Here is a 20417-nt window from a genome sequence, read left to right as displayed (position 1 = left end):
GGAGTTTCGGTGTGTTGCATCCCCTAGCTCTTGCGTCAATGTCGCAGGCGCTTGCCAAGCTGTTGGGCTGCGCCTACCTGTTGGGCGCCAACCAGTAACGGGAACGCTCAATGTCCAACGCCGCCCATGACGCGCTCATCCACCTGATGATCCTCGCTGCCTCGTCCGACAGCGCCATGACGGACAAGGAACTGGTCCGCATCCAGGCCTTGATCGGCCGATTGCCGGTGTTTGACGGTTTCGACAAGAACCGGCTGGCCGCAGTGGCCAATGGCTGCGCCGACAAGCTCAACGGCCCCGGCGGGCTAGACCAGGTGATGGACGACGCCATCGCTGCCCTGCCCAAAAAACTGCAGGACACCGCCTATGCAGTGGCTGTGGAAGTGGCCTCGGTCGACCTCTATCTGGAGCAGGAAGAGCTGCGCTTCCTCGAATTGCTGCGCGACAAGCTCGAACTCGACCGCTTGGTCACCGCCGCCATCGAAACCGCCGCCCGCGCGCGGCATCGCCGCATGCCGACGGCCTAGTAAAATCCTACCGGGAACCAGCGCAGGTATAATTCGTCCAGCGCGCCATTGTCCTTGAGCCGCACCAGTGCCCAGTCGATGGCATGGCGCACCGCGTCATGTCCGGCTGGAATGGCCACGGCCATGCCCTCGCCGAACAGCTGCGGCCGGAAATAGGGTTCGCCGGCAAAGCCGCAGCAATCCAGATTTTCATTCAGCCAGAATGACGCGCGCATGGCGTCGCCGAAGAACGCATCGGCCTTGCTATCGCGCACAGCATCGAGCGCTTCGATCTCGCTATCGAACAGGGTGACACTGGCCTCTGGCAAATAGCGCGTGAGGAAGGTTTCATGCGTGCTGCCCCGCCGCGCGGCGATGGTCTTGCCTGCCAGCGCCTTGGCATCGAATACCCCGATATCGGCGTCCTTGGTGACGAAGCGACCCGGCAGCGCCAGATAGGTGGCGGAAAAATCGAACAACGCGCCATTCTCGTCACTCATCGCCAGTCCGGCGATCAGCGCGTCGCCCTGATCATCGCTCAGCGCATCGGCCGCCTGTTCCCAGGGCCACGCCTGGATGGTGCAGGCCACATTGACCTCGGCGCAGATGCGCTTGGCGAGATCGACATTGAAGCCGATCAACTCGCCGGTAGCGTCGCGGAAGTTGAAGGGTGGGAAATCGGCGGTGGTCAGGAAGCGGATCGCCGGCACCGGCGTCAGGCTGGGCAGGATTTCGCGGGCATCAGGATCGCTGTGATAGGGCAGCGCCTGGGCGAGTGCGGGGGTGGCGAGCAGTGCCAAAATTAGGGCACCGAGTGCTTTGCCCCACCTCAGCCTCCCAAAACGCGGTGTCATCCCGGCCTTGAGCCGGGATCCATCCCGAGATCTCAAGATGGGCCCCGGCTCAAGGCCGGGGTGACACCGTGGGTGGGAACGATGCACTGGATTCAAAACCAGCCTCAAATCTGATCCAGCCCATAGAGCAGATCGGTGATCAGATCCTCGCTCGCTTCCAGCCCGATCGACAGCCGCAGCAGCCCTGGGGTGACGCCGGTTTCGAGCCGCACCTCCTCGGTCAGGCGCATATGAGTGGTGGTGCGCGGATGGGTGATGATCGACTTGGCGTCGCCCAGATTGTTGGAAATCAGGATCACCGCCAGCGAGTCACACAGCTTGAACGCCGCTTCCTGCCCGCCCTTGACCTCCAGCGCCATCAGCGTCGAGCCGCGCTCCATCTGCCGCTTGGCCAGCTCATATTGCGGATGGCTGGGATGATGCGGATAAATCACCCGTTCGATCTTTGGGTGATCGGCCAGCACATCGGCAACGCGCGTGGCGCTATCGGTCATGTGGCGGACGCGCAGCGGCAGGGTTTCGAGGCCCTTGAGCAGCACCCAGGCATTGAACGGGCTGAGCGACGGACCGGTCTGGCGCAGCAGGGTATGCACATCGCCCTCGATCAGCGCCTTGCTGCCGAGCACGACGCCGCCGAGCACCCGACCCTGCCCGTCAATATGCTTGGTGGCCGAATAGGTGACGAGATCCGCCCCCAGTTCCAGCGGCTTCTGCCACAGCGGGGTGGCGAACACATTGTCGACGATCAGCTTGGCACCATGGGCGTGGGCGATGTCGGCGACGGCCTTGATGTCGACCAGTTCCAGCGTCGGATTGGTCGGCGTTTCGATGAACACCAGCTTGGTATTGGGCTGCATGGCCCTGGCGAAATTCTCCGGGTCGCGGCCATCGACCAGCGTCGAGGTGACGCCCCAGCGCGGCATGAAATCTTCCACCACGAAGCGACAACCGCCAAACAGCGCCCGGCTGGCGACGATATGGTCGCCGGCCCGCACCTGGCTCATCACCGCATTGGTGACGGCGGACATGCCGGTGGCAAAGCCGCGCGCCGCTTCGGCGCCTTCGAGCAGCGCCATGCGGGTCTGGAACACATCAATGGTGGGATTGGCGAAGCGCGAGTAGTTATGCCCGCCCGGAATTTCATTATTGAACAGCCGCTCGGCATGTTCGGAGCTGGGATAGGAATAGCCCGAGGTGAGATACAGCGCCTCGCTGGTCTCGTTGAATTCCGAGCGATGCGTGCCCCCGTGAACCAACCGTGTATCGGGTGCCCGGCGGGCCGGATCGTTGAGGGGGTTGTTCGCTTTGGACATGGGTCACGCCTTCAAAAACAAAAAAACCGGCACGCAAACAGGCGGCCGGTTCCCTAACGGTCTTTAGCGATTTGTTTTAAGTGGCTGCAAGCGACCGGCCAAATCACCACTGGCTGTGATCTAAAGCCAATTGCCTGTTGGCGTCAATTGCATGGGTTGATAGGGAACAGCAACAAGAAAATTCTGGGAAACGCAACAGCATGGACAAGCAACAGGTCTGGCCGCAGGGGGTTTTTCCCGCGCGACTGATCGAGCGCCTGCATCAGCAGGGCGCCATTCTGGCCAACCGCCCCTTTGATGGCGATCAGGTGCAGCCGGCCAGCCTCGATTTGCGGCTGGGCGACGTGGCGTTCCGCGTGCGCTCCAGCTTCCTGCCCGGCCCCAGCCATTCGGTGGCCGAGCGCATTGAAGCGCTCAAGCTACATGAAATCGACCTGACCAGGGGCGCGGTGCTGGAACGCGGCTGCGTCTATCTGGTGCCGCTGCAGGAAAGCCTGGCTTTGCCCGACAAGGTCAGCGCCTCGGCCAATCCCAAAAGCTCGACCGGGCGGCTCGACGTCTTCACCCGCGTCATCGGCGATCGGGCCCGCGGCTTTGACCAGATGCCGGAAGGCTATCGCGGCCCGCTCTATCTCGAAGTCAGCCCCCGCACCTTCCCCATCCTGGTGCGCACCGGCTCACGGCTCAGCCAGATGCGGTTCCGCTCCGGCGACAATCGCCTCACCGTGGCCGAGCATCAGGCGCTACATGAAAGCGACACGCTGGTATTCAACAATGATGTGCCGGTGGGTGAAGGGGTGGCGCTGTCGATCGACCTCAAGGGCGAAGGCCGCAACGGGCTGATCGGATTTCGCTCGCGCCGCCATACCGCCGTGGTCGATGTCGACAAGAAGGCCGCGCTCGACGTGCTGGATTTCTGGGACCCGCTGGTGCTGCGCGGCCGCGCCGAGCTGACGCTGGACCCCGACGAATTCTATATTCTGGTCAGCGACGAAGCGGTGCATGTGCCGCCCACCCACGCCGCCGAAATGGTGCCGTTCGATCCGCTGGTCGGTGAGTTCCGGGTCCACTATGCCGGTTTCTTCGATCCCGGCTTCGGCCATTCGGCCGCAGGTGGCACCGGCAGCCGCGCCGTGCTCGAAGTGCGCAGCCGCGAAGTACCGTTCCTGCTCGGCCACGGCCAAACCATTGGCCGCCTGATCTACGAACGCCTCGCCGAAGCCCCGGATCGGCTCTATGGCACGGCGCTGGGTTCCAACTATCAGGCCCAGACGCTGAAACTGTCCAAGCACTTCAAGCCGTATTCGGGGTAGGTCACCGCGTGGTTGCCCTCATCTTGAGGTCCGTCGAACCACACCCTCCCGCCATCGTCATTGCCCGGCTTGTCCGGGCAATCCAGCTTTACCGCCGCATCGCATGGACCACCCGGACAAGCCGGGTGGTGACGGGGTGGATGGATCGATTTTGGTCCAGCAAGCAGCGACCCTAAAAGAAGATATCGTCGACCTCGGCCTCAACCACTTCCTCGGCCTTCGCCGACCCGAACATCTCGGTGTGAATGCGGCGCTCGGAGTCCATGGTGTAGCGCTTGCGCTGGCCGTCCAGTGCCTCGGCAATCGCCGCTGATGGCGCCATCGCCATATCAGGACATTCCGCGACCAGCTGCAATTCCAGGTCGCGCATGGTTTCCGAAATGCTGGCCTGACTGGTGAAGGTCATGGCCGCCGTGCCCAACAGCCCAATGACGTTCGGCCCGTCGCGATTGAGCGTCGCCAGCGCCTCGGCGAGGCCCTTGTCCACCGCCTGCAGCAACACCAGCGCTGCGGTGGCTTCCTGTTCGAGCTGGCCGACCCGGCCGGCAGCATCGCCATTGGCGGCGGCGCCGAAGGATTGCGCCAGCCCGGCGGCTTCGTGCAGGCCTGCCATGGCGCCTTCGGCAGCGGCCACGGTTTCCCCGGTCAGCTCGCGCAACTGGCTGGCGATAACGTTGAGCGCCGCGCCGCGCGGGCCGAGCTGGGCGCATTTGACCGCAGCGTTGAGGCTGACGAGGCGCATATTGGCCTCGATCTCCTGCACTGCCTCGACATGGCTGAGCAACACCCCCACCGTGCCAAGCACCGCGCTGGCGACCAGTTCGAGCTTGCTGCGTTCGGTCTCGCAGTCGCGCAACACTGCTGCGGCATGGCGGACCGACTGGCTGAGCGTGGCTAGTGAGGAGGCCTCGGCGCCATTGCCCTGTCCGTAGATCGCCTGGCTCTGTTCCATGATGATGCGCGCATCGGCGGCCAGGTCGCGCAGCGCCTCGCCGGCTTCGGCCACATCATCCTCAAAGGCATCGGTAGCGGCCGAAAGCTGGGCCACTTGCAGCCCGCCAAGAATGGCAGCGGCCGCCGCTTGCTCGGCTTCGCCCAGACTACCGTCTTCGAGCATCCGGCACAGTTCGGCGAGACCAGCTTCGACATGCTCGATGCGCTGCCTTGTGGCATCACCGACCTGCAAGGCCATGACGGCATTGGCGATGCGGCCAAAAATCTGACGCGAGACGCGGCCGGTTTCGGCGCTGCTATCGACCGAGATGGCGCGCTGCCGCGCCAGTTCGGCCAAAGCGGCGTCCATATCGTCGGCCAGCTCGCTCAGCGAGTCGGCATGCAGGTTTTCAAACTGCCCGCGCTGGCGGGCCGCCTGCCCGACCTCGTCGGTCAGCTGCCGATAAGCGGCGGTGAATTGCTGGATGGTGGAATTGGCGCTCTCGGAGAGCTGGGCGATATCGGTGGTGAACACCTCGAAATCATCGCCCTTGCCGACCACGCCGGCGGCGACGACGCGGGCATTGATGGCGACGATGCCCATCATCTTGACGGTGCGGCGCAGCTCGGCCACCGGATGCGCGGCAGCGGCCACGACGGTGACCAGCCGGGCAAGATCGGCCTGTTCGCTGGCGAACAGCGCAGAGATCGCCTGCGCTTCATGGCCCACTTCGGCCAGACGCGTCGAGGCTTCGCCCAGTTCGGGGCTCTGCAATTCGGCCGGCAGCGCCTCGAACACCTTGGTGATGGTGTTGAGCATGGTGGCGCCTTCGGCCAGCCTGGCGCCCACGGTGACGAAGGTGGTTTCGATTCTGTCGCGTGGCGTTGCCAAGCCATGCGCGACACTGCGCAGGGCATCGACATTGACGGACGCAGAAGTGGCAGCTTGGTGCTGGGCAGACGCGGTCATGATGGTGTTCCCAACCGATGCGGAACACGCGCATAGGTTTCTATTTCGGCGGCGACACGGCTCAACGGTACGATCTTGACCGCCGCGCCGCGTTGAATGGCTTCCTTGGGCATGCCGAAGACCACGCAGCTGTCCTCGTCCTGCGCCAGCGTATGACTACCGGCCTCCCGCATTTCGAGCAGCCCGCGTGCGCCATCGTCGCCCATGCCGGTGAGGATAATGCCCATGGCATTGCGGCCGGCGACCTGCGAGGCCGAACGGAACAACACGTCCACCGAGGGGCGATGCCGCGAGACATGCGGGCCTTCGACGATATGCACGGTGTAGCGGCTACCGGCGCGGTGCAGCACGATATGCTGGTTGCCCGGCGCGATCAGCGCCAGTCCCGGCTGCAACACATCGCCATCCGCGGCTTCGCGCACTTCGATGGCGCAGAGGCCATTGAGCCGGCGGGCAAAGGCATTGGTGAAATTTTCCGGCATGTGCTGGACGATGACAATGGCCGGGCTATTGGCCGGCAGCTTTTCCAGCACGTCTCGCAGCGCTTCGGTGCCGCCGGTCGAGGCGCCGATGCAGATGATCGGATCGGTATCGGGCTGCTTGGCCCGCACCGAGGCGGCCCGCGTCGCTGAATGCGGCGGAATGATCGCGTCGGCATTGAGCTTGGTTTCCACCGTCAGCGGTGGCGCCACCTTGGCCACACCACGGAACTTGGCATGGGCCGCCGCCTTGACGGCGTCGCAGATGCGCATCCGCGATTCCTGCAGGAACTGCGCGGTGTCGATACGCGGCTTGGTCACCACTTCGACCGCCCCAGCTTCCAGCGCCTGCAGCAGCGTGTCCGAGCCGGCTTCGGCAATGCTGGAACAGATCACCACCGGAATCGGCCGCTGGCTCATGATCTTGCGCAGGAAGGTCAGCCCATCCATGCGCGGCATTTCGATATCGAGGATCATCACGTCGGGCACTTCCTGACGGATGCGCTCGACCGCGACATAGGGGTCGGCCGCCGTCGCCATCACCTCAAGCTCGGGATCGCTGGCGATGATTTCGCTCAAGGTCATCCGCACCGAGGCGCTGTCGTCGACGATAAGCACCCGGATTTTGCGACGGCGATCAGTCATGGACATACTCAGGGCTTCTGAAACACGGCAGGCGCGACCTGGCGCATGGTCACGGCCGTGCCGATCATGGATTCGGAATGCCCAAGAATGAGATAACCGCCGGGTCGCAAATGATCGATCAGCCGCAGGATCACCTTGTCCTGGTCGGCCTTCTCGAAATAGATCAGCACATTGCGCAAGAAGATCACGTCGACGTCGCGGTCATAGGGATAGCTGGCATCCATCAGATTGAGCCGGGCGAAGCGCACCAGCCGGCGCAGCTCGGGCACGATACGCACCTCCGGCCGGACGCCCGGCTTGCGCCCATACATCAGATAGCGCTGCTGCTTGAGCTGGGGCACCGGCGCCGCCAGTTCAGTGGGGTAGATCGCCCGCACGGCCTGCTGCAGCACCGAGGTCGAAATATCGGTGCCCAGAATGGCGAAACGGAAATCATGGCGTTGCGCCGCCAGGTCAGCCAGCACCATGGCCAGCGTATAGGCCTCCGCGCCGGTGGAGCTGGCAGCGCTCCAGATCTTGAGCAGCGGCTGGCGCTCGCTGCGGCGCAGGTTGAGCAGCGCCGGCACCAGCTGGCTTTCGAGCAGGTCGAAATGCTCGGCCTCGCGGAAGAAATCGGTTTTGTTGGTGGTCACCGCATCGATCAGATGCGGCAGCTCGGCCGCCAGCCCGTCGCCCTGGAACAGCCGGGCGCTATAGGCGTCGAGCCCCGACAGCCCCAGCGCGCGCACGCGTTTGCGCAGGCGACCTTCCACCATCAGGCGCTTGCCCGGCGGCAATTTGATGCCAACCTGATCGCCGATGAGATCGGCGATCCGCTTGAAATCGCGCGGCGACAAATGGTCGTCATCAATCCCATCGGGACGGGTGACGAACTGGCGTTGGGGTAACGACACGGGGGCAGTCTCCAGCCGAAAAGCGGCACGCGATCGGGGTTGATCGCGTGCCGAAGACTTGATTCAGGCGGCGCGGGTGACCGTCTCGAAGGCGCCGAGCAGGCTTTCCAGATCGAGCACGGTGACAAAACGGCCGTTGCGGCGGCCGATGCCGGCAATGCAGTGCCCCGACCAGGTCCCGCTCACCACCGGCGGCGGATCCAGTTCGGCCTCATCGAGCACACTGACCTCGAACACCCGGTCAGCCCGCAGGCCAAGCCGGAGAGCGCCGTGCTGACCGGCCAGGGTCAGCACGATGATCCGCGTGTTCTCGGTATCGGTCGCCGGCGGCAGGCCGAGCGTCAGGCGCAGATCGAGCACCGGCACGCCCTGCCCGCGCACGTCGATCATGCCGAGCAGGTTGTCCGGGGCCTGGGGCAGCCGGGCGATCGACCGCATGTCCAGGATTTCCTGCACCTTCTCCACCGGGGCCGCGAAGAGTTCCTCCGCGACGCCAAGGGTGACGTATTGCGCCCGTTCGGTCATGACCTGACCTCAGGCTACGGTGCGGCGGCTGAACTCGCCGTCGAGCGCATCATGGCCGTCGTCAAGGTTCAGGTCGAAGCCGCCATTATTGGCCGCTTTGCCCGGCTTGCGCGCTGCGATATGGGGCGCCTTGGCCAGGATCGCCTCACGCATCGCGGCGTTGGACTTCTGCCCCGACGTCACCGACTTGTGGCTGGCGCGCTCGTCGCGACCATCAATGCGGAAGTAGCTGATGGCGGCCTGCAACTGCTCGGCCTGGCTGGCCAGTTCCTCGGAGGTCGCCGACATTTCTTCGGCGGCCGAGGTGTTCTGCTGGGTCACCTTGTCGAGCTGCTGGATGGCGGTGTTGATCTGGGCCGCACCGGCATTCTGCTCGCGGCTACCAGCGGAGATTTCTTCCACCAGTTCGGCCGTGCGCTGGATATCGGGCACCAGCTTGCCGAGCATTTCGCCGGCCGACTGGGCCGCCTTGACCGTGGTGCCGGAGAGCGTCGAGATTTCGGCGGCGGCAGCCTGGCTGCGTTCGGCGAGCTTGCGCACTTCGGAGGCCACGACCGCAAAGCCCCGGCCATGTTCGCCGGCGCGGGCGGCTTCCACCGCCGCGTTGAGGGCGAGCAGATCGGTCTGGCGGGCGATTTCCTGCACCACCATGATCTTTTCGGCGATGGTCTGCATCGCAGCGACGGCATTGTTGACCGCTTCGCCCGAGGCGATGGCATCGGCCGCCGACTGACGGGCGATCTTTTCGGTCTGGCTGGCGTTGTCGGCGCTCTGCTTGATGGTGGCGGCCATTTCTTCCATCGAGGCAGACGCCTCTTCGGTCGAGGAGGCCTGTTCGGTGGCGCCCTGGCTCAGCTGTTCGGCGGTGGCCGACATTTCCTGGCTGCCGGCGGCAACATTGCGGGTCGCGGTGGTCACTTCGCCCACCACTTCGCGCAGCTTGCCGGTCATGGCATTGAGGGCGTCGATCAGATCCTTGACTTCGTCATTGGAATTGACCGATGCGGTCGCACTGAGATTGCCATCGGCAACTTCATTGGCCAGGCGCAGGGCGCTGCTGAGGGCACGGCTGATCGAGAGCACGATCCAGGTTGCGGCAATGGCGGCGACGAGAGCCGAGCCGAGCAGGATGGCGACCAGCAGAATGCGGCTGTTATTGTAGAGATCGGCGGCGTCGGTAACGGCCTGCCGGAACAGATCATTGTTGCGGGCGATCATGCCATGCAGCAAAGCAGTGGCTTCGGTCCGGGTGGCAAAGCTCTCGCTCTGCTTTTCGACGGCCTGCAGATCCGAACGCTGAATGCTGATGTTGACGGCCTTGTCCATCGCCGCGCTCATTTCAGCAAAGCCGGCTGCGGCCGTTGCCACCAGGCCTGCATCAGGTCCGGTAACGATGCGGCTCAGCGCCGGGAACAGCTGGGATGCGGTTTCGAGGCCGGCAACATAGTCGGCATGCCAACGGTCCTGCAGTTCCGGATTGCCGGAGGCCAGCAGCACGTTGCGCTGCTGCCGGAACAGATCGCTCAGGTTGAGGAAGGTCCTTGAGGCGGTCTCGTAGCCGGCAAAAGCGTTGACATCGCCCATCGATGCACGCGCCGACAGCGAGTTCATGAGCGCGGTCATCGCGTCCTCGACCTTGCCCAGGGCCGCGCTGCCTTCGCTGGAGCTGATCTCGAGCGCCCGGACGTCACTGACTTCGGCGGCCAGAGCTTTGATCTCCACGACCTGCGTCCAATAATGCTCGAGCGCGGTGCCGAGCTGGACCAGGTTTTCCCGGTTCTGCGGATCGGCGATACGGGTGTTCAGGTCGGCCTCAAGCGAATTGAGCCGGTCATGCGTCCCATCGATCTGGGTGGCGATCTCGTTGATCGTCTCGATATCATCGAACAGCACGATGGCGTTGACCTGAGAACCCAAATTCTCGAGCAGGGTCTCCATGGAGGCCATCTGCAGCGAGTTGGTCGCCTGCACGTTCACGATGGTGTCGAGGGAGTCGTTGATCTGCCCCAAATTCTGGATGGACAGCGCCATGGCGCCGGCCGACATGGCTACCACCACGGCGAATGTCGCCGCCAGTTTCGTCTTGATAGTCAGTCTCACGATGCAGACCTTTCTTCTGATGCTGCCAAGGGCGCGCTTCTGCTGCCCTGCGTTTCGAAAATTCGCCCCAGATCGGGGATGATGATGAAGCCGCCATTGCGCTTGCCGATGCCGCGAATAAATTCGGGCCGCCAGCGCATGCCGACCTTGGGTGCTTCCTCGATGGAAGCGGCTTCGATATCGGTGACGTCATGGACCTTGTCGGCGAGGATGCCGGCCACAGTGGGCTCGCCATCGATGTCGATTTCCATCACCACGATACGGGTGTCCTCGTCCGGCTCGGGCCGGTCCATGCCGAACATCACGCGCAGATCGGCGAGCGGCACGACGCGGCCGCGCACATTGATCAGCCCGTTGACGAAGGGCGAGGCATTGGGAACTTCGGTGATCGGCACGAGATCGAGAATCTCGCGCACGCTGCCCGCCTCGACGGCGAACAACTCATCCTGCAGGCGCAAGGTCAGCGCCGTCATTGATCCGGTCATGAGGGCGCTCATGCGGCTCTCCCCTGGTCGACATAGCCCTGGCCGAAAGTGACCAGATGAGCGGTGTCGAGAATGAGTGCCACCGTGCCGTCGCCCAGAATGGTCGCGCCGGAGAATGACTTGATCGAGGAATGCAGTTTGCTCAGCTGCTTGATCACCGTCTGGTTGTTGCCGATGATCTGATCGACCACGAGGCCGACCCTTCCTTCGCCCGACGAGACGATCACCACCTTCTGGTGCGGCTCGATGGGCGTTTTGGTGCCGAACACTTCGCGCAGCCGCAGGAACGGTACGAGACTGCCGCGAATATCGAGGAAATTGCGGCCCCGGGCATTGGCTTCGATGCCCTCGGGCAGTTCGACGCATTCCTCGACCGCGGTCAGCGGAATGGTGTAGCGCTCCTTGCCTACCCGCACGAGCATGCCATCGATGATGGCCAGAGTCAGCGGCAGGCGCAGGGTCATGGTCGAGCCCTGCCCCTGGGTGGTGGTGACGTCGATGCTGCCGCGCAGCCCGTCAATGGTGCGCTTGACCACATCCATGCCGACGCCGCGCCCCGACAGCGAGGTGACCTCGCTGGCGGTGGAAAAGCCCGGCGCAAAGATCATCTGCCACAAATCGGCATCGGCGATCTTGGATTCGGGCGTGAGCAGTCCGGCCTCTTCGGCCTTGGCGCGAATGCGAACCGCGTCGAGCCCTGCCCCGTCATCGGTCACCGAAATGGCGACTTCCGCTCCGGCATAAACCGCCGACAGGCGCACCGTCCCCTTGGCCGACTTGCCGGCCTTGAGGCGGCGCTCGGCATCTTCAAGCCCGTGATCGACCGAATTGCGGATCAGGTGGACCAGCGGGTCGGCGAGACGCTCGATCATGGTCTTGTCGAGCTCGGTTTCTTCACCAGTGGTGATGAACTCGATTTCCTTGCCGAGATCGCGCGACAGATCGTGTATCAGCCGGCGGAAGCGGCTGAACAGCGTGCCGATCGGCACCATGCGGATGCCCATAGTGGTGTCGCGCAGGCCCGAACTCAGGCGTTCCAGCTCTTCGGCGATGGTCTTGAGATTGCCGTCGCTGCTCGTCGCCGCGATCTGGGTCAAGCGGGCCTGGGCAATCACCAGCTCGCCGACGCGATCCATCAATTCATCGAGCCGTTCGGCATCGACCCGCATCGAAGCCGACACAATGCGCTCCGGCGTGGGGGCGACGTCCTTGTCGACGCCAGCAATGCGGGCCGGCACGGCCGGCTTGGCCACAACTGGCACGGGCACGGGCGCGGGTGCGATAGTTTCGGGCAGCACCAAAGCCTCGGCCTCGTCCAGCGGCTCGACCGACAATTCCATGCCGTCCTTGAGGAACAGGAAGACATCGTCAATGGCAGCGCGCGGATCGTCGGCCGTCAGGTCGATCTCCCAGCCCAGATAGGGCACTTCGGGATCGATCAGATCGAGCGGCGGAATCGTGTCGGTCAGCGCCAGCACCGTGCAGGGCCCGATGGCCCTAATTTCCTCGAGCAGCAAAAGCGGGTTGGTGCCATAGATCAGCGCATCGCCCGGCAGGCGGAAGCGGATGCGCCAGCGACCGGAGGTGGCTGGGGCGGGCGCCGCCACCTCACCCGGTGCCGCGGCATCGGCAGCCGCGATCACCACATGCAGCGCTTCGAGAATGGCCTCGCCGCCGACATGCGACGCATCGGGCTGTTCGATCAGCTTGTGGATATGGTCCTTGGCGTCGAGCGCCACCGCGATCAGCGCGGGTGTGGCCTTGGTCTGGCCCTTGCGCACCTGGTCGAAGGCGGTCTCGAACTCATGCACGAAGGCGGCGACGGCGGTAAAGCCGAACATGGCGCCGGAGCCCTTGATGGTGTGCAGGGCGCGAAAGGTGGAGTTGATCAAATCGTCATTGGCCGGGTTCTGCTCGAGGTCGAGCAGGCCCAGTTCGAGCTGTTCCAGCAGCTCGCGGGCTTCCTGGCGGAAGGTTTCGGCGGGATCAGGAAAACTCATGCGCCGGTGACCTTCTTGATGACGGCCAGCAGCTGGTCCTGCTTGAACGGCTTGACGATCCAGCCCGTGGCGCCGGCCTCCTTGGCCTGGCGCTTGAGGTCTTCATCGGATTCGGTGGTCAGCAGGATGATGGGCACGCCCTTGCTGGAGGGGTGCTGGCGGTATTTGCGGATGAATTCGATGCCGTTCATCACCGGCATGTTGAGGTCGGTGATGACGGCATGCACCGTCTGGCTGGTGGCCTTGGTATAGCCGTCGGCGCCATTGATGGCCTCGATGACGTCGAGGCCGGCCGCCGACAATGTCATGGCCACCATCTGCCGAATGGATGCAGAATCGTCGATGGTCAGGATGGTCTTGCTCATGCGGGTACGCTCTGCCGTGTTGGTTGAATCCAGAAATCGCCATCTTGCGTCAGCGGGCGGCCAGCGGCATCAAGACAGCCGGTCTCGATCAGCAGCGCGCGCAAGACGCCCGTGGGCGGTGCCGCCAGGGTCAACGACTTGGCGGAAGCCAGCGCCTGTTTGCGGGCAGCCAGCAGCAATTGAATGGTGGTGATATCGGCGCCGGTGATCGCCTCGGTGGCGATGGCGATATTGTCAAAACTGGCGAGCGCCTCGCGCAATATGACTGCGGTATCCTGCGCCACGCGCAGCCCCGCATCGCCGGAGATTTCGATCAGGTGAACACTATCCTTGGTCATGACGCTGACCGGGGCGTGGAGCACAAAACGCAATACATACTTGAACCACCGCACGAAGGGTCGAACGCGGCCGGAAATCAGTAGATTACCAGTTTCTTAAGATACGCAGGAACGACTTCCTTAACTACATTTCACACACCGTACTCCCATCCGATGCAATACAGAGCCTATGTGAAGTTGATTAAGAGCGCCTTACTCGCCTCTACTTTGATCAACCAATTTTCTCTGCAGATATAGAAACAAATATTTCCCGATTGATTCTGAATCATTAGCCTGGATTCAGGCCTCGGGAGGTGTCTCGACTCTGATGTTGCGAGTCCTCGATTCAGCGCCGCGAGTCGGCGGCGAGTCAGCCGGCGCGTAATACTTGCAATAATTCCAAATATTGCTCACCCGACGCCTCGGCGTTCCGGCTCGACATCTTGTGTTCCGCGCGACCGCAGCACAGCCGACTGGCCAAGCCTGTCACCTTTTAAGACCAGTGGCGAAAACAAGGCACCGCCGCAGACGCGGACAGCAGCGCCCAGCCCGACGCGCGGCCTGGTGATCATCGACAATGGCAGAGGAACAGTTGCGTCTAGGCGCTGGCAGCCAGCGGGTCGGCGCCGCTCATGATGGCCTCGATCTCGCTCCAGCTGGCGCAGAAGGCCGCGACACAGGCCGGGTCGAAATGGCTGCCGCTGCTGGCGACGATCTCGGCATAGGCCTTTTCAATCGGCCAAGCCGCCTTGTAGGGCCGCTTCGCGCACAAGGCGTCGAACACGTCGGCGATGGCCACGACCCGCGCTTCAATCGGAATATCGGTGCCCGACAGCCGGTCGGGATAGCCGGCCCCGTCCCAGCGCTCATGATGGCTCTGGGCGATCAGCTCGGCGGTGCGGATCAGGTCGGACGAGGCGCCTTCGAGAATGCGGGCGCCGATGGTCACATGCTCGCGCATGATGCTCATTTCATCCGGCGTCAGCTTGCCGGGCTTGCCCAGAATGGCGTCGGCAATGCCGATCTTGCCGATATCGTGCAGCGGCGCCGCCAGATAGATGGTGCGGCAGCGCTCGGGGCTGAGCCCGATGCGGTGGGCGATCAGCTGGCTGATCTGGGCGACACGCGAGACATGCTCGCCGGTGTCGCCGTCGCGATATTCGATGGCGCGGGCCAGCCGCCAGATGATTTCTTCCTCACGCGCCAGCAGATGCGCGGTGGCCAGTTCCACCTCGCGCGCCAGCCAGTTGGCGCGGTCCGCCAACTCGACCTGCGCCGCGCGCAAGGTCAGCAGATTGGCGACGCGCGCCTGCAATTCGGTCGGATCGAACGGCTTGTTGACGAAATCGGTGGCCCCGGCCTGGATCGCCTCGATGCGGGTGTTACGGTCCATATCCGAGGTGACCATGACGATGGGCACCAGCCGATAGGGCTCCCGGGCCCGCAGCGCGCTGGTAAACTGCACGCCGTCCATTTCAGGCATCACGTGATCGACCAGCACCAGATCATATTGCGTGGCTTTGCTGCGCTCCAGCGCCTCGAATGGGTGCAGGCAGCTATCGATGTCTGCATTGGTCGCCGTCTTGACGATCGATCCGATCATGGCAAGGCTCGATCGGCTGTCGTCCACTATAAGCACGCGCATTGTCCGCCCCCGGAAACTGGCGCAAGCATAGAGTCACAGCCGTTATGCGACTCTTAATCGAGCCGCCTTGACGCCTCGGCTGTCCGGACGAAGCGCGCGACCGGCTGCATAAGGCTACCAGGTGCCGACGCTCAAGCAGCCGCCGTCCGTGAGCGCACCCAGTTTTCGCCACATTCGCCGGTTTGAGCGGCAAAATCGCGCCAGCGCTCCACAGACTGCGCAAAAATCGCGGCTTTGTTTCTCTCTACGCAGGAGAGGTTTAGACTAGCGAGCACCCGAAGAGGCCATGGAAGCACAGCCGTAATCATAAATTGGCCGCGTTCTCACATTTAATTCATCTAACGCCAAATCAACCAAACAATTGACAGATACTCCTCATCGACGGAGTGGACACTCCGTCGATATTTGGATGAACAAGTCCATATTTTCGCAAAACTACTAAAGCTTGACCGGCCGCAGAGCAAAACTGCACGGCGCATCTTTCCTCTGTAGACGGATTCCAGCATGGATACTGCAGCCCTTCTGGCCGAACCGAGCTTCCTCAAGGGCGGCATCAGGATCGTCCACTTCATCGGCCTCGCCCTTGGGCTGGGTACCGCCACCTTTCTCGACCTGCTGATGTTGCGCTTCATGGTGTGGGGCAAAATTCGCCCCAGCCATGTCCAGGCCTTCAACTTCGGGACCAAGATCGTGACGGCAGGGCTGGTGATGCTGTGGATTAGCGGCCTCGGATTTCTCGGCTATTACGGTCTGTTCGAACCAGACAAGCTGGCCAATCCCAAGATCTGGGCCAAGGTCAGCGTGGTTGGCGTGCTGACGGCGAACGCCGTCTACCTGCACAAAGTGGTGCTGCCCATGGTTGAGCGGCAGGTATCCCGCCCCCTGTTCGCCGGGCTAAGCACGCAGCAACGCCTGTTAATGGTGGTGGGCGGCGCCACTTCGGCTACCTGCTGGTATGTGCCGGTTGCCCTGGGCGCCATACCGCAATTTAACAATTCGATCCCGGCCAACCAGCTCTGGGCCAGTTTTTGCGTGCTGTTGCTGGTGACCAATGCCGTTGCTATCGCTGGACTGTTCACCGGCCAGCTGGTTTCGAACCGGCGTCGGCCCGCCGACCTGGGCGGCCTCATGGCCGATGAGTTTCGGTAAAGGCAGCATCTGCCTGCCCCTCGTCCCCGCTTGACGCCTCGCGCAAATTCCCGCATCTATCGGCGCGCCGCGGGTGTAGCTCAATGGTAGAGCAGAAGCTTCCCAAGCTTACGACGAGGGTTCGATTCCCTTCACCCGCTCCATTTTCCCTACATGAAAATTATCTACAGCCCTGAAAGCACTGCAGCTTTCTACAGTGGGCGAGCAGGAATTTGCGCACACCCCCTAGTATTGTGCTACAAAACGAGCCACGAAGTGCGATACACGCAGTCGCGGCGGGGTAGAAATTGGGCAGGCTGGATGATCTCGATCGCTATCTGAAACGCCGTGGACACAGCTGGGTCTACTACCGGCGGGTCCCCACCGCGCTGGCGGCGCTTGACTCACGGGCACCCTTTATCCGGCACGCACTCGGCACACGCGATCTTGCGATTGCCCGCCGGGCCCGAGACGTCCTTGCCGCTGCCGACGATGAGCTCTGGGCCTCGCTGACCCTTAGTGAAAACGTCGACCGATCCCGGAGCCGGTACGCCGCCGCTCTGAAACGGGTCAAGGCCATGGGCTTCGGCTATATCTCGGCCGAGGATCTGGGGCGCTCCGCCAGCTGGAACGAGCTCTCCAGCCGTCTGGAGGCCATCCTGCCTGCCTCGACTCCACGGGAGGTGGAGCAGGCCGTTTTGGGCGCCGTTCTCCAACCGCAAGACCGGTTTGACGACGCCCTCAAAACCTATATCGAAGGTCCCGGCAAGCTCGTTCTGGCCAACAAGAGCCCCAACCAACTGCGCCTTTGGAAAAATATCCCCAAGCGCGCCATCCGGCGCTTTGTCGAAGTCGTCGGGGACAAACCCCTTGCCACGATCACCCGTGACGATGCCGTCCGTTTCTATCGGTTCTGGTTGAACCGGATCATGCCGGACGACGATGCCGAGCCAATGCATCCAAGTTCAGCCAACCGCGAGATCGGCGAACTGCGCAAGCTGTACCGCGAGTATTTCTCCTTCGAGCACAATGACAAGGAACGGTTGAACCCGTTTCTGGCCCTGGGCTTTCCCGACGACGGTTCGGATCCCAGACCCCCTTTCCCGGTTCCATGGATAGAGACAAAATTTCTGAAAGCGGGGCCTCTGGCCGGGCTGAATGCGGAAGCCCGGGGGGTCCTTCTCGCCATGATCGAGACGGGATGCCGCCCGTCCGAGATCTGCAATCTCACACCCAATGCAATCGTACTGGACGCCGAAGTGCCGCACATTTCGGTTCGTGCTCGGCGCGCCAACGATCGGAAAAACCTGGAAGTGAAGGAATTCGGGCCGCACGAGGTCAAGAGCGCCGCTTCGGTCCGGACCATACCGCTGGTGGGTGTTGCCCTGAAAGTCTTTGAGCGGTTTCCCGAGGGGTTTCCCCGCTACATGGACAAGACCGGGACGGCTTCGCAGACAATCAATACCTACCTCGAGGAGAACGCCCTGCTCCCCACGCAAGACCACACCCTCTATGGTCTGCGGCACGCGTTTGAAGACCGAATGAAACGGGCCAACATTGACTATGAAGTCCGCATGGGGCTGTTCGGGCATACCGTGTCGAGGCCCAGCTATGGCTCGGGTGGCGGACTGCCGTGGCAGCGCGATTTGCTCGGTGCCATGGCGCTGCGGTTCGACAACGATGTTGTTTGAACAAGTGTCTTAATCTCCAGGTCGCCCAAAATGAAACAAAGGGCCGCCCAGACGACTGGGGGCAGCGCTTGCCGTGACGACCGACCTAGGATCAACAAGCTTGATTGACACTAACCGCCTACGTCGGATTTGACGTGGCCCGCCTTCGCCCCACTTTGGGCCAAGAACGGCCATCTCGCAGGGGTCTTCGGCATGATCGAGTTGGGGGCCGGGAGCAGTCTGACCGGTTTTGGCACAAAAGGCATGATAGCAGCCCGCATCGGGTGACTTAGTCAGGCTGGGCCTCATCTATTGCCTATTTGTCGCGCCGGGGCTGCCCGTAAGCCCCGTCAACTGGCGTGCAGTGGGCAGCGGCCGGGGCGAGCTGCATTCACCCTGCTAGCCCGTGTCAAATCTCACGAGGACACTGCATGGGATCTAAGTTCCACCGGACCGCGAGGCGTCTACGTCTACCAATTCGTCAGCGAACCATCCTCGCGATAGAATATGGGTAGGCTGGCTTGCTCAAAGGGATACCGGCTGAGACCTTCCCAATCGACTTCCAGACCCAGGCCCGGCTCATCCGATGCGATCAGCCAGCCATTCTCCCAGCGATGGGAGCTAACGATCACATCGGATAGGCTTTCGCCCGGTCGACGCGGCAATTCCTGCACCAACATGTTGGGCGTCGCGAGATTGAGGTGAAGGCATGCTGCGGTAGAGACAGGTCCGATGGGATTGTGGACGGCCAGGTCGATCATGTGGGTTTCGCACCAGCCCGCGATCTTGCGGGATTCGGTGAAGCCAGCGGCGATGCACATGTCGATGCGGGCATAGTCGATCAGCTCTTCTTCGATCAGCGCCCGGAACTGCCATTTGGTGCCCAGCTGTTCACCCGCCGCGATTGGCACGGCTGTCTGGTCGCGCAAGCGGCGGTAGGATTCCGGGTTCTCGATACGTAGCGGATCCTCGATAAACATGGGCCGGTAGGGTTCAACACCGCGGCAGAGGCGCACCGCATCCGGCACGCTGGTCCTGGTATGGGCATCGAAGGCCAACTCGATGTTCGGTCCCAGTTCGCCGCGCAGCAACGCGAAGGCCTCAATAGTCCAGTCCACCGCGTGGCGAGGTTCGTAAAGGGTCGCCCCAAAGGGACCGCTGTCCCAGCGAATGCAGTTCCAGCCCTCTGCCACGCGTTGACGGGCAACACCCAGCAACTCTTCCGGCGTCGCTGCCGCCATATGGCAGTAGGTATCGACCTTGTCCCGAACCTTGCCGCCCAGGAGCTGATAGATCGGTGCGCCGAGCGCCTTGCCCTTGATGTCCCAGAGCGCGATATCGATGGCCGCCATGGCGGATGTCAGCACCTGATTGGAGGGGTGAAATCCGCTCCGCCACATCAATTGCCAGAGATGTTCCGACCGCATCGGATCTTCGCCGACAAGAAGGGGAGCGAGGGACTCGATCACCCCGGCCACACCCAGTTCGCGCGAGGTAAGCCCGCCTTCGCCAATACCGATGATGCCTTCGTCGGTCTCGATCTTGACGAACAGCATGGTCCGCCATTCCTTGACCAGGTAGGGGGTGATCGCAACGATCTTCATGGTAGTGAACTTTCCTCAGACGTAACGCAGCCCGTGGGCCTTACCAGTTGGTGACCGAGCCATCCCGGCGGCTTAGCATGGGCGCCTGCCAGAACCTGAATTCCTGCTTGCGCACCAGATCCTCGTTCACCTCGACGCCCAGTCCGGGCGCGTCGGGCACGGGGTAGCAGGCGCGTTCCAGCCGTGGCTGCATCGGGAAGAACTCCGAATTGTCGAAGCCCAGATGTGTCTCTGCCGGGGACGAGCGGGTTTCGAGCCACGAAAAATTGGAAACTGCCGCTGCAAAATGCACCGTCGCGGCAGTGCAGATCGGACCTAGGGGATTGTGCGGCATCATGTCGACGTAGTGGGCCTCGCTCCAGCCGGCGACTTTCATCGCCTCGGTCAGGCCACCGACATTGCAGACATCGATACGATTGAACTGGTGAATATCGCGCTCGATGAAAGGCAGGAACTGCCACTTGGAGGCAAACTCCTCGCCGATAGCGAAAGGAATGTCGGTCATGCGGCGAAGCGATTCGTAGGCCTCGGGCGTCTCATCGCGGATGTGAGAGCGGCGGTGCAAAATTAGTCCACGGTAGCGGCGGGATAGTCCCGCTTCGGGCGGCGTAAAAGTCGGCCACCTATCTTCCTTCTGCGACGCTTGCAGGAGGGTTGGGGATCTATACCGTG

17 protein-coding genes, 1 tRNA gene, 1 pseudogene and 1 riboswitch are annotated in these 20417 nt (G+C 62.8%); of the genes and pseudogenes, 5 read left to right on the top strand and 14 right to left on the bottom strand.

Going from position 1 to position 20417, the window contains the following annotated elements:
• The first annotated feature begins 110 nt into the window (after nucleotides 1-110).
• The gene (locus ACX3OZ_RS03640) at nucleotides 111-527 is read left to right on the top strand and encodes a tellurite resistance TerB family protein (RefSeq protein ID WP_459097223.1); all 417 of its coding nucleotides are present in this window, start codon (nucleotides 111-113) and stop codon (nucleotides 525-527) included.
• On the opposite strand, the gene ACX3OZ_RS03635 is transcribed toward ACX3OZ_RS03640, so the two are convergent.
• Both ACX3OZ_RS03635 and metZ read right to left on the bottom strand, forming a co-directional pair.
• The gene (locus ACX3OZ_RS03635; protein ID WP_459097224.1) at nucleotides 524-1306 is read right to left on the bottom strand and encodes a transporter substrate-binding domain-containing protein; all 783 of its coding nucleotides are present in this window, start codon (nucleotides 1304-1306) and stop codon (nucleotides 524-526) included. The genes ACX3OZ_RS03640 and ACX3OZ_RS03635 overlap by 4 nt on opposite strands.
• 158 nt (nucleotides 1307-1464) lie before the next feature.
• Nucleotides 1465-2673 carry an O-succinylhomoserine sulfhydrylase gene (metZ, locus tag ACX3OZ_RS03630; RefSeq protein ID WP_459097225.1) on the bottom strand — a complete coding sequence of 403 codons (1209 nt, stop codon included), beginning with the start codon at nucleotides 2671-2673 and terminating at the stop codon, nucleotides 1465-1467.
• Between the two features lie 44 nt (nucleotides 2674-2717).
• Nucleotides 2718-2793, bottom strand: a riboswitch (SAM riboswitch).
• Nucleotides 2794-2873: 80 nt separating this feature from the next.
• On the opposite strand from metZ, the gene ACX3OZ_RS03625 reads away from it, so the two are divergent.
• Nucleotides 2874-3986, top strand: coding sequence for a 2'-deoxycytidine 5'-triphosphate deaminase (locus ACX3OZ_RS03625; RefSeq protein ID WP_459097226.1), 1113 nt, complete (start codon nucleotides 2874-2876; stop codon nucleotides 3984-3986).
• 172 nt (nucleotides 3987-4158) lie between these two features.
• Here the strand turns inward: ACX3OZ_RS03625 and ACX3OZ_RS03620 are convergent, their stop codons facing one another.
• The 10 genes from ACX3OZ_RS03620 to ACX3OZ_RS03575 all read right to left on the bottom strand — a co-directional run bounded on the left by ACX3OZ_RS03620 (nucleotide 4159) and on the right by ACX3OZ_RS03575 (nucleotide 15343).
• Complete coding sequence (locus ACX3OZ_RS03620; protein ID WP_459103841.1) at nucleotides 4159-5889, bottom strand: hypothetical protein; 1731 nt, start codon at nucleotides 5887-5889, stop codon at nucleotides 4159-4161.
• A complete protein-coding gene (locus tag ACX3OZ_RS03615) occupies nucleotides 5886-7013 on the bottom strand; it encodes a protein-glutamate methylesterase/protein-glutamine glutaminase (protein ID WP_459103840.1) in 1128 nt (375 codons plus the stop codon). Before ACX3OZ_RS03615 ends, ACX3OZ_RS03620 begins: the two co-directional genes overlap by 4 nt.
• Before the next feature lie 8 nt (nucleotides 7014-7021).
• Complete coding sequence (locus ACX3OZ_RS03610) at nucleotides 7022-7906, bottom strand: CheR family methyltransferase (protein ID WP_459097229.1); 885 nt, start codon at nucleotides 7904-7906, stop codon at nucleotides 7022-7024.
• Nucleotides 7907-7969: 63 nt separating this feature from the next.
• Complete coding sequence (locus ACX3OZ_RS03605) at nucleotides 7970-8431, bottom strand: chemotaxis protein CheW (RefSeq protein ID WP_459097230.1); 462 nt, start codon at nucleotides 8429-8431, stop codon at nucleotides 7970-7972.
• Between the two features lie 9 nt (nucleotides 8432-8440).
• Nucleotides 8441-10531: a methyl-accepting chemotaxis protein gene (locus ACX3OZ_RS03600; RefSeq protein WP_459103839.1), complete on the bottom strand. Its 2091-nt coding sequence runs from the start codon at nucleotides 10529-10531 to the stop codon at nucleotides 8441-8443.
• Nucleotides 10528-11028, bottom strand: coding sequence for a chemotaxis protein CheW (locus ACX3OZ_RS03595; protein ID WP_459097232.1), 501 nt, complete (start codon nucleotides 11026-11028; stop codon nucleotides 10528-10530). Before ACX3OZ_RS03595 ends, ACX3OZ_RS03600 begins: the two co-directional genes overlap by 4 nt.
• The gene (locus ACX3OZ_RS03590; RefSeq protein ID WP_459097233.1) at nucleotides 11025-13016 is read right to left on the bottom strand and encodes a chemotaxis protein CheA; all 1992 of its coding nucleotides are present in this window, start codon (nucleotides 13014-13016) and stop codon (nucleotides 11025-11027) included. Before ACX3OZ_RS03590 ends, ACX3OZ_RS03595 begins: the two co-directional genes overlap by 4 nt.
• The gene (locus ACX3OZ_RS03585) at nucleotides 13013-13381 is read right to left on the bottom strand and encodes a response regulator (protein WP_459097234.1); all 369 of its coding nucleotides are present in this window, start codon (nucleotides 13379-13381) and stop codon (nucleotides 13013-13015) included. The genes ACX3OZ_RS03590 and ACX3OZ_RS03585 overlap by 4 nt, the downstream gene beginning before the upstream one ends.
• A complete protein-coding gene (locus tag ACX3OZ_RS03580; RefSeq protein WP_459097235.1) occupies nucleotides 13378-13719 on the bottom strand; it encodes an STAS domain-containing protein in 342 nt (113 codons plus the stop codon). Before ACX3OZ_RS03580 ends, ACX3OZ_RS03585 begins: the two co-directional genes overlap by 4 nt.
• 577 nt (nucleotides 13720-14296) lie before the next feature.
• A complete protein-coding gene (locus ACX3OZ_RS03575) occupies nucleotides 14297-15343 on the bottom strand; it encodes an HD domain-containing phosphohydrolase (RefSeq protein ID WP_459097236.1) in 1047 nt (348 codons plus the stop codon).
• A 504-nt stretch (nucleotides 15344-15847) separates the two neighbouring features.
• On the opposite strand from ACX3OZ_RS03575, the gene ACX3OZ_RS03570 reads away from it, so the two are divergent.
• The 3 genes from ACX3OZ_RS03570 to ACX3OZ_RS03560 all read left to right on the top strand — a co-directional run bounded on the left by ACX3OZ_RS03570 (nucleotide 15848) and on the right by ACX3OZ_RS03560 (nucleotide 18162).
• Nucleotides 15848-16492 (top strand): hypothetical protein, encoded by a 645-nt coding sequence (locus ACX3OZ_RS03570; protein WP_459097237.1) that lies wholly within the window; start codon nucleotides 15848-15850, stop codon nucleotides 16490-16492.
• Between the two features lie 69 nt (nucleotides 16493-16561).
• Nucleotides 16562-16635 (top strand) — tRNA-Gly (locus tag ACX3OZ_RS03565).
• Nucleotides 16636-16779: 144 nt separating this feature from the next.
• Complete coding sequence (locus ACX3OZ_RS03560; protein WP_459103838.1) at nucleotides 16780-18162, top strand: DUF6538 domain-containing protein; 1383 nt, start codon at nucleotides 16780-16782, stop codon at nucleotides 18160-18162.
• Nucleotides 18163-18611: 449 nt separating this feature from the next.
• Here ACX3OZ_RS03560 and ACX3OZ_RS03555 read toward each other — a convergent pair whose 3' ends face one another.
• A complete protein-coding gene (locus ACX3OZ_RS03555; RefSeq protein ID WP_459103837.1) occupies nucleotides 18612-19745 on the bottom strand; it encodes a mandelate racemase/muconate lactonizing enzyme family protein in 1134 nt (377 codons plus the stop codon).
• A 40-nt stretch (nucleotides 19746-19785) separates the two neighbouring features.
• Nucleotides 19786-20295 (bottom strand): annotated as a pseudogene (locus ACX3OZ_RS03550) (enolase C-terminal domain-like protein); the annotation flags it as partial.
• Nucleotides 20296-20417: the final 122 nt, after the last annotated feature.

This window comes from Devosia sp. A369, from assembly GCF_054489345.1.
Note: the sequence above shows the minus strand (reverse complement) of the source record. Positions and strands in the feature narration are given on the sequence as shown.

What these genes read in the sequence shown, in the direction of transcription:
- ACX3OZ_RS03640 (WP_459097223.1), top strand. Translation starts at nt 111, where the DNA reads ATGTCCAACGCCGCCCATGACGCGCTCATCCACCTGATGATCCTCGCT.
- metZ (WP_459097225.1), bottom strand. Translation starts at nt 2,673, where the DNA reads ATGTCCAAAGCGAACAACCCCCTCAACGATCCGGCCCGCCGGGCACCC.
- ACX3OZ_RS03625 (WP_459097226.1), top strand. Translation starts at nt 2,874, where the DNA reads ATGGACAAGCAACAGGTCTGGCCGCAGGGGGTTTTTCCCGCGCGACTG.
- ACX3OZ_RS03620 (WP_459103841.1), bottom strand. Translation starts at nt 5,889, where the DNA reads ATGACCGCGTCTGCCCAGCACCAAGCTGCCACTTCTGCGTCCGTCAAT.
- ACX3OZ_RS03615 (WP_459103840.1), bottom strand. Translation starts at nt 7,013, where the DNA reads ATGACTGATCGCCGTCGCAAAATCCGGGTGCTTATCGTCGACGACAGC.
- ACX3OZ_RS03605 (WP_459097230.1), bottom strand. Translation starts at nt 8,431, where the DNA reads ATGACCGAACGGGCGCAATACGTCACCCTTGGCGTCGCGGAGGAACTC.
- ACX3OZ_RS03595 (WP_459097232.1), bottom strand. Translation starts at nt 11,028, where the DNA reads ATGAGCGCCCTCATGACCGGATCAATGACGGCGCTGACCTTGCGCCTG.
- ACX3OZ_RS03590 (WP_459097233.1), bottom strand. Translation starts at nt 13,016, where the DNA reads ATGAGTTTTCCTGATCCCGCCGAAACCTTCCGCCAGGAAGCCCGCGAG.
- ACX3OZ_RS03585 (WP_459097234.1), bottom strand. Translation starts at nt 13,381, where the DNA reads ATGAGCAAGACCATCCTGACCATCGACGATTCTGCATCCATTCGGCAG.
- ACX3OZ_RS03580 (WP_459097235.1), bottom strand. Translation starts at nt 13,719, where the DNA reads ATGACCAAGGATAGTGTTCACCTGATCGAAATCTCCGGCGATGCGGGG.
- ACX3OZ_RS03575 (WP_459097236.1), bottom strand. Translation starts at nt 15,343, where the DNA reads ATGCGCGTGCTTATAGTGGACGACAGCCGATCGAGCCTTGCCATGATC.
- ACX3OZ_RS03570 (WP_459097237.1), top strand. Translation starts at nt 15,848, where the DNA reads ATGGATACTGCAGCCCTTCTGGCCGAACCGAGCTTCCTCAAGGGCGGC.
- ACX3OZ_RS03555 (WP_459103837.1), bottom strand. Translation starts at nt 19,745, where the DNA reads ATGAAGATCGTTGCGATCACCCCCTACCTGGTCAAGGAATGGCGGACC.